This window comes from Salinibacterium sp. ZJ70, from assembly GCF_011751865.2.
Taxonomy (GTDB): Bacteria; Actinomycetota; Actinomycetes; order Actinomycetales; family Microbacteriaceae; genus Homoserinibacter.
Genome location: NZ_CP061770.1, coordinates 1,662,686 through 1,679,301 on the forward strand (window position 1 = coordinate 1,662,686; position 16,616 = coordinate 1,679,301).

The 16,616-nt window shown below is 70.1% G+C and carries 16 protein-coding genes; 5 read left to right on the forward strand and 11 right to left on the reverse strand.

Annotated elements, in window-relative coordinates; all coding sequences use genetic code 11:
• Window positions 1-67 precede the first annotated feature (67 nt).
• From HCR12_RS07875 to HCR12_RS07885, 3 genes are all read right to left on the reverse strand, one after another.
• The gene (locus HCR12_RS07875; protein ID WP_166864955.1) at window positions 68-1,192 is read right to left on the reverse strand and encodes a CPBP family intramembrane glutamic endopeptidase; all 1,125 of its coding nucleotides are present in this window, start codon (window positions 1,190-1,192) and stop codon (window positions 68-70) included.
• Between the two features lie 67 nt (window positions 1,193-1,259).
• Window positions 1,260-2,645, reverse strand: coding sequence for a glycine--tRNA ligase (locus HCR12_RS07880; protein WP_166864958.1), 1,386 nt, complete (start codon window positions 2,643-2,645; stop codon window positions 1,260-1,262).
• Window positions 2,646-2,762: 117 nt separating this feature from the next.
• A complete protein-coding gene (locus HCR12_RS07885; protein ID WP_166864961.1) occupies window positions 2,763-3,824 on the reverse strand; it encodes an aminotransferase class V-fold PLP-dependent enzyme in 1,062 nt (353 codons plus the stop codon).
• 75 nt (window positions 3,825-3,899) lie between these two features.
• Between HCR12_RS07885 and HCR12_RS07890 the strand changes: the two genes are divergently transcribed.
• Window positions 3,900-4,883, forward strand: a complete 984-nt coding sequence (locus tag HCR12_RS07890) for a LysR family transcriptional regulator (RefSeq protein ID WP_166864964.1) — start codon at window positions 3,900-3,902, stop codon at window positions 4,881-4,883.
• Here the strand turns inward: HCR12_RS07890 and HCR12_RS07895 are convergent.
• The 8 genes from HCR12_RS07895 to HCR12_RS07930 form a co-directional block, all read right to left on the reverse strand.
• A complete protein-coding gene (locus HCR12_RS07895) occupies window positions 4,858-6,015 on the reverse strand; it encodes a cysteine desulfurase family protein (protein WP_166864967.1) in 1,158 nt (385 codons plus the stop codon). The genes HCR12_RS07890 and HCR12_RS07895 overlap by 26 nt on opposite strands.
• The gene (gene nadC, locus HCR12_RS07900; protein WP_166864970.1) at window positions 6,012-6,863 is read right to left on the reverse strand and encodes a carboxylating nicotinate-nucleotide diphosphorylase; all 852 of its coding nucleotides are present in this window, start codon (window positions 6,861-6,863) and stop codon (window positions 6,012-6,014) included. Before nadC ends, HCR12_RS07895 begins: the two co-directional genes overlap by 4 nt.
• Window positions 6,860-8,422 carry an L-aspartate oxidase gene (nadB, locus tag HCR12_RS07905; protein ID WP_166864974.1) on the reverse strand — a complete coding sequence of 521 codons (1,563 nt, stop codon included), beginning with the start codon at window positions 8,420-8,422 and terminating at the stop codon, window positions 6,860-6,862. Before nadB ends, nadC begins: the two co-directional genes overlap by 4 nt.
• A 2-nt stretch (window positions 8,423-8,424) precedes the next feature.
• Window positions 8,425-9,714, reverse strand: coding sequence for a quinolinate synthase NadA (gene nadA, locus HCR12_RS07910; RefSeq protein WP_166864977.1), 1,290 nt, complete (start codon window positions 9,712-9,714; stop codon window positions 8,425-8,427).
• 36 nt (window positions 9,715-9,750) lie between these two features.
• Window positions 9,751-10,437 carry an NUDIX hydrolase gene (locus tag HCR12_RS07915; RefSeq protein WP_166864981.1) on the reverse strand — a complete coding sequence of 229 codons (687 nt, stop codon included), beginning with the start codon at window positions 10,435-10,437 and terminating at the stop codon, window positions 9,751-9,753.
• 105 nt (window positions 10,438-10,542) lie between these two features.
• On the reverse strand, window positions 10,543-11,364 hold the full coding sequence (locus tag HCR12_RS07920) for an SDR family NAD(P)-dependent oxidoreductase (RefSeq protein WP_166864985.1): 822 nt from the start codon (window positions 11,362-11,364) through the stop codon (window positions 10,543-10,545).
• Entirely contained in the window at window positions 11,348-11,893 is a 546-nt protein-coding gene (locus HCR12_RS07925; RefSeq protein WP_166864988.1) for a carboxymuconolactone decarboxylase family protein, read from the reverse strand. Before HCR12_RS07925 ends, HCR12_RS07920 begins: the two co-directional genes overlap by 17 nt.
• Window positions 11,894-11,928: 35 nt before the next feature.
• A complete protein-coding gene (locus HCR12_RS07930) occupies window positions 11,929-12,486 on the reverse strand; it encodes an MDR/zinc-dependent alcohol dehydrogenase-like family protein (protein WP_166864991.1) in 558 nt (185 codons plus the stop codon).
• A gap of 121 nt (window positions 12,487-12,607) precedes the next feature.
• On the opposite strand from HCR12_RS07930, the gene HCR12_RS07935 reads away from it, so the two are divergent.
• The 4 genes from HCR12_RS07935 to HCR12_RS07950 all read left to right on the forward strand — a co-directional run bounded on the left by HCR12_RS07935 (window position 12,608) and on the right by HCR12_RS07950 (window position 16,586).
• On the forward strand, window positions 12,608-14,074 hold the full coding sequence (locus HCR12_RS07935; RefSeq protein WP_224763337.1) for an AlkA N-terminal domain-containing protein: 1,467 nt from the start codon (window positions 12,608-12,610) through the stop codon (window positions 14,072-14,074).
• Between the two features lie 9 nt (window positions 14,075-14,083).
• Window positions 14,084-14,590 carry a DUF6328 family protein gene (locus HCR12_RS07940; protein WP_166864997.1) on the forward strand — a complete coding sequence of 169 codons (507 nt, stop codon included), beginning with the start codon at window positions 14,084-14,086 and terminating at the stop codon, window positions 14,588-14,590.
• Complete coding sequence (locus tag HCR12_RS07945) at window positions 14,590-15,642, forward strand: YihY/virulence factor BrkB family protein (protein WP_166865000.1); 1,053 nt, start codon at window positions 14,590-14,592, stop codon at window positions 15,640-15,642. The genes HCR12_RS07940 and HCR12_RS07945 overlap by 1 nt, the downstream gene beginning before the upstream one ends.
• Before the next feature lie 62 nt (window positions 15,643-15,704).
• Window positions 15,705-16,586, forward strand: coding sequence for an SDR family oxidoreductase (locus HCR12_RS07950; RefSeq protein WP_166865003.1), 882 nt, complete (start codon window positions 15,705-15,707; stop codon window positions 16,584-16,586).
• Window positions 16,587-16,616 lie beyond the last annotated feature (30 nt).

Sequence of the window (16,616 nt, forward strand, 5' to 3'; positions counted from 1 at the left end):
GTTCACATCGATCCCCGCGCCGAAACGCGTTGGACATCTGTCAGGTAAGAGGTCGGCCTCAGCTGCGTCAGCGGACGGGCTCGAGCGCGAGGTCGCGGCGACGCGCGATGCCCTGCTTCGACGCCAGCCGATCGACCCACAGCACATACGCCACGGTCAGAACGAGCTGCGTGAGCGGCGCGAGCGGCCCGCTGCCCTCGGAACTCATCTGCGTGGTGCCCTGGATGCCGCTCGTGAGCACGAGGAACGCCGCCACGTTGTTGATGACGTGCAGAGCGATCGCGGCTTCGAGTCCTCCGGTGCGCAACGTGACGATGGCGAAGCCGAGACCCATGACGGCGACGCTCAGCATGCCCCAGATCTCGTACTGGGTGTGCCCGATCGTGAACAGGATGGTCGCGATGACGACGGCGAGCGGCCATGCCTTCACCCAGGCCCCGACCACCTGCAGCAGCAGACCGCGGAAGATGTACTCCTCGGCGGTGGCCTGCAGCGGAACGAGCAGCACGATGATGACCGCGAGCAGCGCGAAGAGCGCCGGATCGACCTCGACAGGTGTGATCGTCTCGCCCGTGAACGGCGCGATGATCCACGGGAGACCGATCGACACGGCCGTGACGACGAGCGCGGGAACCGCGCACCGCAGCATCCAGCGCCAGCGCAGACGGAAGGCGACCGAGCTCGTCACGCCCACCGGGCGGATCCCTGCGCACAGCAGAGCGAGGGGAACCAGCGGCAGCAGAACCGCGAGCGAGCCGAGCAGCATCACGAGACTCAGCGGGTTGGTGATGTCGCTCAGCAGAGCGACGAGCCAGTCGGCGAAGTCGGGCCGAGCGAGGTCGTCGAGGGTGACCTGACCCACGGCCATCGCGACGACGAACCAGATGATGTTGAGCGCGAGAAGCGCGGTGAGGGCGAACACGCCGAAGAGCAGCACCGCAACCAGCGGACGCCACCACCGGTAGCGAGGGTTGGTGCGATACAGGCGGTGATACGCGGTGGGCGACTCGACGGGGGGCGGAGGCGGCGGCAGCTGCGTCCATCCCGCGGGGACCATGACCGGGCCGCCCGGCACGTTCGCGGAGTACGGCAGCGGGGCTCCCGCGACCGGCTGCGGCGCATTCGCCTCGACAGGGGCGAACGGCGGCGTGGGTGTACCGCGATCGTCGGGCGGGGGAACCGAGTCTGTCATCACACCAGTCAATCAGCAGCGGGGCGACCCCGCCTCCGTCATACGGCGGAGGCGGGATCGAATGGGGTCAGGCGCCGCGCAGGCGCTCGGCGAGGTAGCCGTGCAGGCGGTCGAGCGAGACACGCTCCTGCGACATGGTGTCGCGCTCGCGCACGGTGACGGCCTTGTCGTCGAGGGTGTCGAAGTCCACCGTGACGGCGAACGGCGTGCCGATCTCGTCCTGGCGGCGGTAGCGGCGGCCGATGGCGCCCGCGTCGTCGAACTCGATCGCCCAGTCCTCGCGCAGATCTGCGGCGAGCTCGCGCGCGACGGGCGAGAGCTGCTCGTTGCGCGACAGCGGGAGCACCGCGACCTTGACGGGTGCGAGGCGACGGTCGAGGCGCAGCACGGTGCGCACATCCGTTCCGCCCTTGGCGTTGGGCGCCTCGTCTTCGCTGTAGGCGTCGATGAGGAACGCCATGAGCGCACGGGTGAGACCGAACGCGGGCTCGATCACATACGGGATCCAGCGCTCGTTCGTGGTCTGGTCGAAGTACGACAGATCCTTGCCCGACTTCTCGGAATGGGTCTTCAGGTCGAAGTCGGTGCGGTTCGCGATGCCCATGAGCTCGCCCCACTCGCCCGAGGCGAAGTTGAAGCGGTACTCGACGTCGACCGTGCGCTTCGAGTAGTGGCTGAGCTTCTCCTGCGGGTGCTCGTAGAGGCGCAGGTTGTCGGGCTTGATGCCGAGCCCCGTGTACCAGTCGTGCGACGCATCGATCCAGTACTGGTGCCATTCCTCGTCGGTGCCGGGCTTGACGAAGAACTCCATCTCCATCTGCTCGAACTCGCGCGTGCGGAAGATGAAGTTGCCGGGCGTGATCTCGTTGCGGAAGCTCTTGCCGATCTGGGCGATGCCGAACGGAGGCTTCATGCGCGAGCTCGAGAGCACGTTCGCGAAGTTCACGAAGATGCCCTGTGCCGTCTCGGGGCGCAGGTAGTGCATGCCCTCTTCGTCGTCGACCGGTCCGAGGAAGGTCTTGAGGAGCCCGGAGAACGCACGCGGCTCGGTCCACTGACCGCGCGTGCCGCAGTTCTCGCAGACGATCTCGGCGAGGCCGCCCTCGGGGGCGCGCCCCTTCTTCTCCTCGAAGGACTCGATGAGGTGGTCTTCGCGGTAGCGCTTGTGGCACTGCGTGCACTCGACGAGCGGGTCGGAGAAGACGTCGACGTGGCCGGAGGCCTCCCACACCTGACGCGGGAGGATCACAGAGGAGTCGATGCCGACGATGTCGTCACGGCGCTGGACCATGAACTTCCACCACTCGCGCTTGATGTTCTCCTTGAGCGCGGTGCCGAGGGGACCGTAGTCCCACGCGGAACGCGACCCGCCGTAGATCTCACCCGCCTGGTACACGAATCCGCGACGCTTTGCGAGCGAGATGACCTGGTCGAGCGGGTTGGACGATGCCACGAGTGACTCCAAGATCGGTCGGGCCGCGCTGGCTTGCGCGGTCTGAGGGGTGTGAATACCCCAGCCTATCGAGCGGATGCGGGTGCCCCGCACAGCCGGGCTGCTGGCGCGGCGCGCTCAGCCGCGAACGGCGCGCACGATCGCCGTGACATCCTCTTCGGTGTTCCAGATGTGGAATGAGGCGCGCGCACGGCCAGCGCGCCCGGAGATGCGGATGCCCGCGTCGATCATGGTCGCGAGCTGGGTGCCGTCGGGGTCGGGCCAGGAGATGATCGCCTGCCGCTGAACGGGCAGGTCGAGTTCGTGGCAGAGCAGCTCGCCGAGCCCCGCTGTGTGGTCCCACACCTCTCGGATGTCGAGGTCGGCGAAGAGACCGATCGACTGCTCGGCGCCCACCCACGCCTGCCACGCGGGCGAGACATCGAATCGGCGAGCGTCGGATGCGAGCGTGATGTCGGGGCCGTAGCAGCTCTGCCATACGTGCTCCCCCGCGTACCAGCCGGCCTGCAGGGGCCGGATGATCCGCTGCAGCTCCTCCGTGACGGTGAGGAAGCACACGCCACGCGGCGAACAGAGCCACTTGTAGGTGTGGCACACCGTGAGGTCGAAGAGCGAGGCATCGACCGGGTGCACGCCCGCCGCCTGGGTGACGTCGCAGAATGTGTAGGCGCCGTGCGCCGTTGCGGCCTCGCGGATGGCGTCCACGTCGGCAACGACACCTGTCGCCGACTGCACGAGCGAGAAGACGACCATCCAGGTGTCGTCGGTGATGGATGCCGCCAGGTCTTCGAGCGGCACGCTGCGCACGCGAACTCCTCCGCGCTCCTGGAAGGGCGTGATGATCGATGAGAAGTCGCGCGCGACGGTGAGCACCTCCGCCCCGTCCGGCACGGCTGCCGCCACGAGGGATGCCTGCACCGAGGTCTGAGATCCGGCGGCGACCCGCGATGCCGGCACTCCGACGAGTCGCGCATAGGCCGCGCGCGTGGCCTCGGCGATCGCGTCGTAGCCCTGGGGGTCGCGGTCTGCCCGCGCCCAGGCATCCAGATCCGCCCGGAGCGCCTCGACGGCGCGGCGCGGCGGGATGCCGATCGAGGCGGCGGCCACATAGCCACGCGGACCGCCGAATTCGGAGATCGCCGCCGCGAGCGAGGCAGAGGGAACGAGCGCAGTCGTCATGCGTCCAGGGTCAGCCCCGACCATTCATTCCACAAGGGCATATGCGGAATGAAATGCATTCCGTAGTGTTATGTGATGGATCTCGATCTGCAGTCGGTGCGCATCGTGCGTGCGATCGCCGAGCATGGCAGCATCTCGGGCGCCGCGCGTGCGCTCGGCTACAGCCAGCCCGCCATCAGCCAGCATCTGCGGCGCGCGGAACAGCGATTGGGCGCGCCGCTCGTGATGCGCGCCGGTCGCGGCGTGCGGCTGACCGAACCCGGCGCCGTGCTCGCGCGCCACGCGGTCGCGATCACCCGCGCACTCGATGCGGCGCGCGGCGACCTGTCCGATCTCGTCGGCCTGCGCACCGGCACGGTGCGCATCGCGGCGTTCCCCACGGCGTCGTCGACGATCATCCCCCGACTTCTGCGCGACCTCCACGACGAGCTTCCGGGGCTGACGGTCACCTACATCGAGGCAGAACCGCCCGAAGCGCTCACGATGCTCCGCGACGCGAGCGTCGACCTGGCGATCACCTTCGCCTATCCGGGCGACCGCGCCGACCCGCATCGCGAATCCGAGGGCCCGCTCGAGACGATCCCCCTCTTCACGGAGCCCGTGGTCATCGCGCTCCCCGAGCACCACCCGCTCGCCTCCGACGGAGCGCCGGTGGAGCTCGCGAAGCTCGGCACGGAGCGATGGATCGCCGGCTGTCCGCTCTGTCGCGGCCATCTGCTCGCCGCCTGCGAGGCCGTCGGGGTCGATCCGCAGATCGAGCTCGAGACCGACAACGCGGTCGCCGTGCTCAACCTCGTGGCCGCGGATCTCGGCGTCGCCCTGCTCCCGCGTCTCGCACTCGCGACGGCGGCACCGCCGCCTGGAGCCGTCGTGCGGGCGACCGCGCCGTCGAGCGACCGGTCGATCCAGGTCGTCGCGCAGCTCGGAGCCAGACGGGTTCCGAGCATCGCCGCGGTTCTGGCGAGAATCGAGCAGTTCTCGGGGGACGATTGGGGCCTCTCGAGCGAGATGGACCCCGTTGCTTCGGCGAGCGTCACCCCAGGCGTGAGACGCGCCTGACGGCCTCCCCCACCTCGCGCGCGATCGCGCGCGCCCCATCGGGGTCGACCTCCGAGGGCAAGGTGAGGCGCACAGCCGTCTGGGCGACCTCGGGTGCGAGACCGATCGCGAGGAGTGCCCGGGAGGGCTCGTCGTCCTCGGCCGAGCATGCGGAGCCCGACGAGCACGCGATCCCCCGCGACTCGAGCTCCAGAAGAACGGCCTCCCCCGCCGTCCCGGGGAAGCAGAACGAGGCGTGAGACGCGAGGCGCTCCCGGCGCGACCCGGTCAGGAGAGCACCAGGTACCAGAGCCAGAACTCCATCGATGAGCGCATCGCGCGCGTCGATCCGGGCGGCCGTCTTGCGCTCCGCAGCGGCGAGCTGCAGGGCGGTCGCAAGTCCCACCGCACCCGCGACGTTCTCGGTGCCCGAGCGCCGACCGCGCTCCTGCCCTCCCCCGTGCACGAGCGGCTCGATGGGCAGCGCAGCGCGCAGCGCGACGGCGCCGATTCCCCGGGGCGCACCGATCTTGTGGCCCGCGATGCTCACCGCGTCGGTGCCGAGCGCTGCGAGCCCCACCGGGAGGGAAGCCGCCGACTGCACGGCATCCGTATGGAACGGCACGCCAGCGCCGCGCGCGACTGCGGCGAGCGCCTCGATGGGCTGGATCGTCCCGATCTCGTTGCTCGCGTGCTGGATGGTGACGAGGCTCGAATCGACGCGGATCGCCTGCGACAGCTCCTCCGGGTCGACGCGACCGTCTGCGTCGACCGCGACCTCCGTCACCGAGAACCCGTGACGACGCACGAGGTAGTCGATCGACGCGTGCACCGCCTCGTGCTCGAGCGGGCTCGTGACGATGTGCCGACCACGCGGGGCGCCGAGCGCGACCCCCTTGATGGCGAGATTCGCACCCTCGGTTCCCCCCGATGTGAACACGACCTCGCTTGCGCGGCATCCGAGATGCTCGGCGACGACAGCACGCGCCTCGGCGAGCGCGTCGGCCGCCCTCCGCCCCACCTCGTGCCGGCTCGACGGGTTGCCGAAGATGCCGTGCACCCCACCGGTGAGGAACGGCAGCATCGCCTCCAGCACCTCACGGCGCACGGGCGTCGTCGCGGCCGTGTCGAGATAGAGGAGTCCGGCGCTCACGCCGCGCTCACGCCGATGTCGAGCCCGAGGTCGAGGGCACGCGCGCTGTGCGTGAGAGCGCCCACCGAGATGACGTCGACCCCCGTCTCCGCGATCGCGCGCACCGTGTCGAGCGAGACGCCGCCTGACGCCTCGACGACGGCGCGACCCGCGACGAGTCGCACGCCCGCACGGAGGTCGTCGAGGGTGAAGTTGTCGAGCATGATCGTGTCGACTCCCGCGTCCACGACCTCCTCGACCTGATCGAGCCGGTCGACCTCGACCTCCAGGTGCACGGTGTGGCCGAGCTGTGCGCGGGCACCCCGGATCGCCTCGCCGAGAGGCACGCCCGCCGCGGCGAGGACGGCGAGGTGGTTGTCCTTGGCCATCACGGCATCCGAGAGCGAGAAGCGATGGTTGCGCCCTCCGCCGTCGCGCACCGCCTGCCGTTCGAGCACGCGCAGTCCCGGGGTCGTCTTGCGGGTGTCGACGATGCGGGCACGTGTGCCGTCGACGGCTGCGACGTAGTGCGCAGTGAGTGTCGCGATGCCGCTCATGCGCTGCACGAGATTGAGCGCGATCCGCTCCCCCCGCAGCACTCCGCGAGCCGAACCGGTGATGTTCGCGAGCACGGTACCCGCGTCGAACGCATCCCCGTCGCGCGCGAGCGTCTCGACCCGGATGTCGGGATCCACCAGCTGGAAGACCCGACGAACCACCTCGACACCCGAGAGCACCCCGGGCTCGCGCGCCACCAGCTGGGCTGTCGCCATCGCATCCGCGGGCACGAACACCTCGCTCGTGAGGTCGCCCCACGGGGCGTCCTCGGCGAGCGCTCGGGCGATGATGTCGTCGATCTGCGCGCTCATCGCACAGCTCCTTCCAGGGTGCGGGCGGGGTGCAGCCAGGCGCGGGCCAGCCGTTCGTCGTTCTCAGGATCCGGGTGATCGACGCGGTGGTGCGCCCCTCGGGACTCCTCGCGCGCGAGGGCGGCGTGGGCGGTGAGCCGAGCCAGGTCGAGCAGGTTGCGGTCCTCGATCGCGGCGATGTCGTCGCCGACGACCTCCCATGCGTCGAGGGTGCGGATCGCAGCGACGAGCCCCGCGGCATCGCGCGAGAGTCCCACCGCCTGCCACATGAGGTCCTGGATCTCCGCACGCCGCGGTCGTCGTGCCTCGCCGGGTCGGCGGCCGGGGATCGCCTCGACACGGACGCCGCGCTCCGTCACCAGCGCGCCCGGGTGCGGAGCGTCGAGCGCATCGACGACCCGCCACGCGAAGACGAGCGACTCGAGGAGCGAGTTCGATGCGAGACGATTCGCGCCGTGCACGCCCGTGCAGGCCGCCTCCCCGATCGCGAAGAGCCCCGGCACGCTCGTGCGACCCTCCAGATCAGTGCGGATGCCGCCCATCTCGTAGTGCGCCGCCGGCGTCACGGGGATCGCCTCGCGCGTCCAGTCGAAGCCGTGCGCGCGGGTCATCCGGGTGAGGGTCGGGAAGCGCCCTGCGAGATAACCTGCGCCGCGAGCGCTCTCGACGCCTGTCGCGTCGAGGAGCACAGGACGTCCGCCCTGGCGCGCCATCGCCTCCGCGATTCCTCGCGCGACGACGTCGCGGGGCGCGAGCTCGGCATCCGGATGCACGGCGAGCATGAAGCGGTCACCCCGCTCATCGACCAGCACGGCACCCTCACCGCGGACGGCCTCCGAGATGAGGGGACTGCCGTCTGCCGCGAGTGCCGTCGGGTGGAACTGGACGAATTCCGCATCCGCGATCTCCGCGCCCGCTCGCCACGCGGCGGCGATGCCGTCACCCGTCGCCACACGCGGGTTCGTGGTGTGCCGGTACAGCTGTCCCGCACCCCCCGACGCGATGATGACGGCGTCGGCCAGCAGGCGCACGGCCGCCCCGTCGACGCGCATCGCGTCGATGCCGATCACGCGTGGTTGCCCCTGCGTCTCCTCGAGCACCAGATCGCTCATCACGGTGTGCTCGTGCACCTCGACCGCGGTCGCGCGCACGGCACGCAGCAGTGCGACTTCGATCGCGAGTCCCGTCGCGTCGCCGCCCGCGTGGAGCACCCGCCGCTGCGAATGCGCTGCCTCGTGCCCTCGAGCGAGTGCGCCGTCTCGGTCGCGGTCGAACTCCACCCCGAGCGCGATGAGATCGCGCACGCGCGCAGGGCCCTCCGTGCACAGCACCTCGACCGCCCGCGGATCGCAGAGGCCCGCGCCCGCCGCGAGCGTGTCGGCGATGTGCCGCTCGGGCGAGTCACCAGGCGCGAGGGCCGCGGCGATCCCGCCCTGCGCGTACTTCGTGTTCGATTCGGCGAGTTCGGCCTTCGTCACGAGCACGACGTCGTGGTGCGCGCTCGCCCGGTACGCGGCGATGAGCCCGGCGATTCCGGTGCCCACCACGATCACCCGCACCCTCAGCTCCGCGGCTTCGCGGCGAGCATGCGCTCGAGAGCGATGCCGGCATCCGCCGCGACGTCGTCCCCGACGCGGATCCGGTTGACGCTCTTCCCCGCCACGAGCGACTCGAGGACCCACGCGAGGTAGCCGGGGTGGATGCGGTACATCGTCGAGCACGGGCACACCACCGGGTCGAGGCAGAAGATCGTGTGCTGCGGGAACTCGGCGGAGAGGCGGTTCACCATGTTGATCTCGGTGCCGATCGCGAAGGTCGTGGGCTCGGTCGCGGCGGCGACCGCCTTGCGGATGTGGTCGGTCGAGCCCGCCTCGTCGGCCGCATCGACGACGGCCATCGGGCACTCGGGGTGCACGATCACGCGCACGCCCGGGTGCTCGGCACGGGCGTTCTCGATCTGGGCGACCGTGAAGCGCTTGTGCACCGAGCAGAATCCATGCCACAGCACGACCTGCGCGTCGAGCAGCTCCTCGCGAGTGCTGCCGCCCAGGGGCTTCCGCGGGTTCCACATCGGCATCCGCTCGAGCGGCACACCCATCTTCTTCGCGGTGTTGCGGCCGAGGTGCTGGTCGGGGAAGAAGAGCACACGCTGGCCTCGGGCGAACGCCCACTCCAGCACCGTCTCTGCGTTCGAGCTCGTGCACACGATGCCGCCGTGGCGTCCGCAGAATGCCTTGAGGGCGGCCGAGGAGTTCATGTAGGTGACGGGGATGACGGGCACGCGGCCATGCGCATCCGGCTCGGTGCCGTACAGCGCTTCGAGCTGCTCCCAGCATTCCTCGACCGAGTCGATGTCGGCCATGTCGGCCATCGAGCATCCGGCGGCGAGGTTCGGCAGGATCACCTCCTGGTGGGGCTGCGCGAGGATGTCGGCCGTCTCGGCCATGAAGTGCACACCGCAGAAGACGATCGCCTCCGCAGTCGGCACGGTCTGCGCGGCATTGGCGAGCTGGAACGAGTCACCCAGGAAATCGGCGTGCTGCACGATCTCGTCGCGCTGATAGAAGTGCCCCAGCACGACCACGCGGTCGCCGAGCGCGGCCTTCGCGGCGCGGATCCGCTCGTGCAGCTCTTCGGCCGCGGCATGGCGGTATTCCTCGGGCAGCTCACCCTGGCGCGGTGATCCGGTGGGGATGATGTCGCCCATCGAGGCGCCCGGGCCGTACTGCAGGATGCCGTCGAACTCCCACGGGGCTGAGGCGAGCGCGGGACTGCAGGCTTCCGCTGGCTGCCCTGCGGCGTCGCGGCCCGTGGTGCGGATGAGCTGGATGGCGGTCTCGACCGATGTCATGGCGTGTCCTTGGGGGGTGGTGGTGTGACGTGCGGATCAGAGGGTTTCGGCGGAGGTGAGGGGTCCGTTGTCGGCGAGAGGCGCGCTCGTGTCGTAGCGGTAGAGCTTCGGCGGTCGATGGCGCCCGCCCGTGGCGAGCTCCCCCGTCGCGACGACGGATCCGGAGGACTCCATCTGCCGACGGAAGTTCGCCGGGTCGAGGGGGCGCTGCAGCACGATCTCGTGCACGCGGCGCAGCTCGGCGAGGGTGAAGGTGGGGCCGAGGAACGCATGGGCGATGCGGGCGTATTCGAGCTTGTTGCGCAGTCGCCAGAGCGCGTAGTCGACGATGAGGTTGTGGTCGAAGGCGAGCTCGGGGAGCTCGTCGGCCGAGAACCAGGCGACGTTCTCGTCGTCGACCGTGCGTTCGGCTTCGTCACCGCGGACGAGCGCCCAGTACGCGATCGAGACGACGCGGCCCGTGGGCGAGCGATCCGGCTCGCCGAATGCGTAGAGCTGCTCGAGGTAGCGGGGCGCGAGCCCTGTCGTCTCGGCGAGCTTGCGTGCCGCAGTGCTCGCGAGGCTCTCGCGGGCGTCGGCCGCGCCGCCGGGCAGCGTCCAACGCCCGAGGTACGGCTCGCGCGTGCGGCGCACGAGCGGCACCTGCAGCATGACCTCGCCGTGCGCGTCGGGGCGCAGAGCGAAGATCACGGTCGAGACCGCGAGATCGATGCCGTCCGTCATGCCGTCTCCTGTTCGGGTCAAACTGACTTGAACTGAGGCTAGCACTAAAGGTCAGAGCGACTGCAACTCACCCGAACGCAGAGCGACCCGTATCGGGCGAGTCGCTCAGCGGGTCAGCAGACCGGCGTCGAGCGTGAACTGCGCGCCCGTGGCGTAGCGGGCGCGATCGCTCACGAGGTAACGCACGAGCTCGGCGACATCCGACGTCTCGATCCACGGAACACCCGGCAGCAGATTGCCGGCGCTGCGCTCGGCGATCTCCTGCGCCGTCGCCCCCTCGAGCGCCGCGAGCCCGTCGTTCATGGGAGTGTCGACGCCCGTCGGATGGATCGACACGACGCGCACGCCGAACGGCGCCAGCTCGATCGCCCACGCCTTGGTGAGGCCCGTGAGGCCGTGCTTCGACGCGACATAGTGCGAGAGGCGATTGCCCCCGCGCAGGCCCATGACGCTCGAGTTGTTGACGATCACCCCGTGCGCCGAGCGCTTCAGATGCGGCACGGCGGCACGCGCCACCACGAACGGTCCCGTGAGATTGATGCCGATCATCGACTCCCACTCCGCGTCCGTCATCGACTCGAGCTCGGCGTACGCCACGATGCCCGCATTGTTGATGAGGATGTCGATCCCGCCGAACTCCGCGACGGCGGCATCCACCGCACGTTGCACTGCCTCCGCGTCGCGCACATCCGCGAGCGCCGGGATCGCTCGCCCACCCGCGGCGACGATCTCATCGACGAGCTCCTCGAGTTCGGCCGTGGAGCCCTGGGGGTAGGCGGGGTACTCGAGCTTCGCGCCCACATCGAGGGCGACGATCGCGGCACCGTCGGCGGCGAGCGCACGCGCGATCGCTCGCCCCTGGCCGTGCGCGGCCCCCGTCACGAAGGCGACACGACCCGCGAGGGGTGCGTCACTCGGTGCGGTCATCGCCGGGCTTGCGGAAGTCGTACAGCACCTCGTCGAGCGGCACGCGCCCGACCGAGTTGAAGAGGTTGGTCGCAACCATGAGCCCCGCGAACGCCACGAGCATGAGACGCAGCTTCGGCTGGAACGCCTGCTCGACGCGCGCACGGAAGGCATCCGGGATGTCGTTCGGCGCCGTCGCGATGAGCTTGCCCCACTCGAGCAGCAGCTGCTCGGTCTCGGTGACCTCCGGGTTGTCGGGGTCGTCGCCGTTCTCGATGAGGATGCGACGGAAGAACACCGAGCAGACGAGGCAGTCGTTCGCGTCCGAGATCGCATATGAGAACAGCGAGACGGCCCGCTCCCCGATGTACGGCTCGAGCTCGTCCTTGAGGGTGTACCACTCCATGTACGCGTTGAAGCTCGGCACGTGACCGAGCAGCGTCCGCTTCATGTTGGTGATGCGACCGCCGTGCGTCTCGATCTGGCGTTCGGCGGCGGTGAGAGCCTCGGACGAGAGCTCCGCATCCGAGGAGATGGGGAGGAAGGTCATGCTCTCAGCCTAGAGCGATAAGGGGCGCTCTCTCCCTAGGCGGCGACACGCGACGTCGCAGGGGCCACGGGCTCCACGCTGTCGAAGACACCCCGACGGATGGCCTGGAACACCTCGACTGCCCCTTCGGCCAGCCGACCGTGTCCGGCGACGACGGCGCGACGCGAGCGCAGATCGTCGCGGATCGCGAGATCGGCCTTCGTGTCGACGACGCGCGCGCCGAGCGAGCGGGCCCAGGCTGCCGTCATCTCGGCGACGAGCGGGTCGGATGATTCCACGCGGACATCGTCTCCGCGTCCGAACGGGCGCGTGCGCACGAGAGCCCGGGCGATGAGGCCGGGGCCGAGGTAGCTCACGACCTGCTCGTCGGTGACCCAGTGGGGAACGCCGAGCACGTCACGCTGTTCGCGCAGCACGAGCTCGCCGATCTGCTCGCCTCCGGCGCGCCAGGCGACGCGGTCCTTGGGGGCGAATCCGTTGGTGTCGGGGCCTGCCGCATCCACGACACCGACGACGAAACCGCGTCCGCGCATCGTCGGACGCAGGCGCAGGACGCCCAGAGTCGGGCGAGGAACAGTACGGGTGCTAGTCATCGTGATGGATATAACTCAAGGGATCGGGTATTCATTCCCGCACATGGATCCCAGAGTTCGCTGTGACACTCGTGTCCGATTCCCGCTGGTCGCGTCCGGTGTCCGGTGCGAGAGTGGGTGCGTGACGGACGACGACCGGCTCTTCCACGCGCGCTACGGCGCGCTCGCCTCGCGCGACACCCGCTTCGACGGGCAGTTCATCGCAGGCGTGCACTCGACGGGCATCTACTGTCGCCCCAGCTGCCCCGCGGTCACCCCGAAACCCGGCAATGTGAGCTTCTACCTCACCGCGGCGGCCGCGCACGAGGCCGGACTGCGCGCATGCAAACGCTGCCAGCCGGATGCCGTTCCCGGCTCCCCCGCCTGGAACCTGCGCGACGACCTCGCGGCCCGTGCCATGCGCCTCATCCAGGATGGCGTCGTGGAACGCGAGGGCGTGCCCGGCCTCGCGCAGCGCCTCGGCTACACCACACGGCACCTCACCCGCGTGCTCACCACGGAGCTCGGGGCCGGCCCGCTCGCACTCGCACGCGCCCATCGCGCGCAGACGGCTCGCACCCTGCTCGCCACGACGGAGCTGCCCGCCTCGGACATCGCGTACGCGGCGGGTTTCGGCAGCGTGCGCCAGTTCAACGACACGATCACCGCCGTGTATCGGGCGACGCCGACCGAGCTGCGCGCACTCGCACGCAGGGGCGGCCGGCGCGAGACGGCACAGGGCACGCACCCGGGCACCCTCAGCCTGCGCCTTCCCGCCCGCCCGCCGTTCGACCGCGAAGGCGTCTTCCGCTTCCTCGCCGACCACGCCGTGCCGGGGCTCGAGGACGGCGACGATTCCTCGTTCCGTCGGTCCCTCGACCTGCCGGGCGGACGCGCCGAGGTCGAGGTCGCCGCCGACCCTGATGCTCCCGGGCTCGTGGCCCGCATCCGGCTCGCGCGGCTCTCGGATGTCGCTGCGGCCGTCGCCCGCCTGCGCCGGGCCTTCGACCTGGATGCCGACTCCCCCGCGATCGATGCCGCCCTGGGCGCAGACCCGCATCTCGGCCCCCTCGTCACGCGCGTGCCCGGCATCCGCATCGCCGGTGCATTCGATCCGGCGGAAGCGCTCATCCGCACACTCGTCGGGCAGCAGATCTCGGTCGCCTCCGCGCGGACCGTGCTCGGGCGACTCGTCGCGGAGCTCGGAGAGGGGAGCTTTCCCGACGCGGCGACGATCGCGGCTCGAGGCCGCACGGTACTGCGCGGCCCTGAGGCCCGCATCGAGACCATCGTGCGCATCGCCGAGGCGCTCGCCGACGGCTCCCTCGCGCTCGACATCGGCATGCCCATCGACGAGTTCCGCGCGATGCTGCTCGCGCAGCGCGGCATCGGCCCCTGGACGGCGGACTATCTCGCGATGCGGGTGCTCGGAAACCCCGACGTGCTCCCCGTCGACGATCTCGTCATCCGGCAGTCGGCGGCGGCGCTTGGGCTTCCGGCAGGTCGCGGCGACCTCGCACGAGCTGGCGCAGCGTGGTCGCCCTGGCGCAGCTACGCCGCCCTGCACCTGTGGCGGGCACGCCCCCCACGAGAGCCGCGTTCGTCGTAACATGCCCCCATGCCCGTCGAGACGAGCCACGACCCCGAGCGTGACGAGACCGAGCGTGACGAGACCGAGGCCGAGCGCCTGGATCGCAACTGGACCGAGATCCTGCAGGAGCTGCGCGTGGTGCAGACGGGAACCCAGATCCTCACGGGCTTCCTGCTGACGGTCCCCTTCCAACAGCGCTTCGCCGAGATCGACAGCCGCGACGTCATCATCTACCTCATGCTCGTGGGGCTCTCCGCGCTCGCGACGATCCTCGCCCTCACCCCGGTGAGCCTCCACCGCGGCCTGTTCCGCAAGCGCGCGCGGCCGTTTCTCGTCACCGCCTCCAACCGCATCCTCCGCGTCACGCTCGTCGCGGTGCTCCTGACGCTCGCCGGCACGACGCTCCTCATCTTCGATCTCGTGGCCGGCGCCGCAGCCGGCGTCATCGCGGGTGCCGCTGTGCTGCTGCTGGGGGTCGCAGCGTGGTTCCTCTCTCCCCCGATCGTGCGCATCCGCATGCGGGACGAATCCTGATGGACGACGCCCTGAGCCGCGTCCTCGACCCCGAGGATCCTGGTCCGTCGGCACGCCTCCCGCGTGGATCGTGGAAGCTCGCGGTGCGCCGCGCATGGCACGGCTTCATGCGGCATCGCGGCTACGACGCGGCCGCCGCGCTCACGTTCTTCACGACCGTCGCGACGTTCCCGGCAGCGCTCGCCTTCGTGTCGGCGTTCGCGCTCGTGGGCGATCGCGACCAGGCGGTCGCCGACATCGTCGCGATCGCGCACACACTCTTCCCGGAGCAGATCGCGGAGTCCTTCGCGGATCCCGTCGAGCAGCTCCTCAGCCTGCCCTACCCCGGCCTTGCGCTCGCGGCCGCGCTCCTCCTCCTGCTGTGGACCTCGTCCGGCTACGCGACGGGGTTCGGGCGCGCCGTCAATGCCGTCTACGAGGTGGAGGAGGGGCGCCCCTTCTGGCGGTTCCGCCTGCGGATGCTGCTCGTCGCCGCGCTGCTCATCGCCCTCATCGCCGCCATCGTCCTCACGCTTCTCACGACCCCGGAGGCAGCCTCAGACATCCTCGGTCGCCGCGACCTCGCCCCCGTGGTCGTGACCGTGTGGGCATGGATCCGCTGGCCCCTCACCCTCGTGCTCATGTGGCTGTTCGTGAGCGTGCTCTACGCCTTCACACCGAACGTGCGGCACCAGCGACTCGTGTGGGTGTCGGTCGGGTCGACCTTCGCGATCGCTGTCTGGATCCTCTGCACGATCGGCTACGCCATCTATGCGACGCTGCTCGGGGCGTACGGCGCCCTCTACGGATCGATCGGATCGCTGCTCGTCGCGCTTCTGTGGGCCTACCTCACGAACCTCGCGCTCGTCGCCGGCGCCGAACTCGACGCGGAGTTCGTGCGACTGCGGCAGCTCGCGCGAGGGCTCGCCGCCGAAGAGGTGATCCGCGTTCCCGTGCGGGACACCGCCCGCAACCACCTGCTCGCGCGGCAGCGGGAGGCGGATGTCGCCGACGCCCTGCGACTGCGCGACGGGCAGCGTGAACGCCACCGCCACCGCCCGTCGCGCGAGTAGCACGGAGCCCACGAGCACGGAACCCCCTTGAGCCTCTGAAGGGTCCGGGGTCGGCTGGATGCATGACCGAACCTCTCGTGAACCCTGTGACCCGCTACCGGACTGAGGGATACCCCCGCCAGGAGCAGAGCCAGCCCGGTCTCATCTCGCGCACCGACCCCACGCCCGACCACGGCGAGGAGAGCTACGTCGGATCAGGCCGTCTGGAGGGCCTGCGCGCCCTCATCACCGGCGGCGACTCCGGCATCGGGCGTGCCGTGGCGATCGCCTACGCGCGCGAAGGCGCTGACGTCGCGATCTCCTACCTCCCGGAGGAGCAGGAGGATGCCGAGGACACTCAGCGCTGGATCGAGAAGGCTGGCCGCAAGGCCCTCCTGCTGCCCGGCGACGTGCGCAAAGAGCAGCAGTGCCGCGAACTCGTCGAACGGACCATCTCCGAGCTCGGCGGGCTCGACATCCTCGTGCTGAACGCCGCCTACCAGGAGAACCGCGAGGGCCTGGAGAACATCCCCACCGAGGAGATCGAGCGCGTGTTCGACACGAATCTGTTCGCACCCATGTGGACCGCACGGGCGGCGATCCCCCACCTCAGGCCGGGCGCGTCCATCATCACGACCTCATCCATCCAGGCCTTCAACCCCGCGCCCAAGCTCATCGACTACGCCATGACGAAGGCAGCGCAGGTGGCCTTCACGAAGGCGCTCGCGCAGGAGCTCGGCGAGCGCGGCATCCGCGTCAACGCCGTCGCTCCCGGCCCCATCTGGACGCCGCTCATCCCCGCGACGAGCTGGCCCGACTCGCTGTCGGAGTTCGGCCAGGACACCCCCCTCGGGCGCGCAGGTCAGCCTGCCGAGCTCGCCCCCGCGTACGTGTTCCTCGCCTCGCCTGAGGCCTCATACGTGTCGGGAGCGATCGTGCCCGTCACCGGAGGCAAGGGCCTGTGACCTCGGGCTGTCCGGGCAGACGTTCGTGCA

Coding starts and splice junctions, on each gene's coding strand:
- HCR12_RS07875 (WP_166864955.1), bottom strand. CDS start 1,192: ATGACAGACTCGGTTCCCCCGCCCGACGATCGCGGTACACCCACGCCG.
- HCR12_RS07930 (WP_166864991.1), bottom strand. CDS start 12,486: ATGACTAGCACCCGTACTGTTCCTCGCCCGACTCTGGGCGTCCTGCGC.
- nadC (WP_166864970.1), bottom strand. CDS start 6,863: ATGAGCGCGCAGATCGACGACATCATCGCCCGAGCGCTCGCCGAGGAC.
- HCR12_RS07925 (WP_166864988.1), bottom strand. CDS start 11,893: ATGACCTTCCTCCCCATCTCCTCGGATGCGGAGCTCTCGTCCGAGGCT.
- HCR12_RS07945 (WP_166865000.1), top strand. CDS start 14,590: ATGGACGACGCCCTGAGCCGCGTCCTCGACCCCGAGGATCCTGGTCCG.
- nadA (WP_166864977.1), bottom strand. CDS start 9,714: ATGACATCGGTCGAGACCGCCATCCAGCTCATCCGCACCACGGGCCGC.
- HCR12_RS07940 (WP_166864997.1), top strand. CDS start 14,084: ATGCCCGTCGAGACGAGCCACGACCCCGAGCGTGACGAGACCGAGCGT.
- HCR12_RS07920 (WP_166864985.1), bottom strand. CDS start 11,364: ATGACCGCACCGAGTGACGCACCCCTCGCGGGTCGTGTCGCCTTCGTG.
- HCR12_RS07915 (WP_166864981.1), bottom strand. CDS start 10,437: ATGACGGACGGCATCGATCTCGCGGTCTCGACCGTGATCTTCGCTCTG.
- HCR12_RS07885 (WP_166864961.1), bottom strand. CDS start 3,824: ATGACGACTGCGCTCGTTCCCTCTGCCTCGCTCGCGGCGGCGATCTCC.
- HCR12_RS07890 (WP_166864964.1), top strand. CDS start 3,900: ATGGATCTCGATCTGCAGTCGGTGCGCATCGTGCGTGCGATCGCCGAG.
- HCR12_RS07950 (WP_166865003.1), top strand. CDS start 15,705: ATGACCGAACCTCTCGTGAACCCTGTGACCCGCTACCGGACTGAGGGA.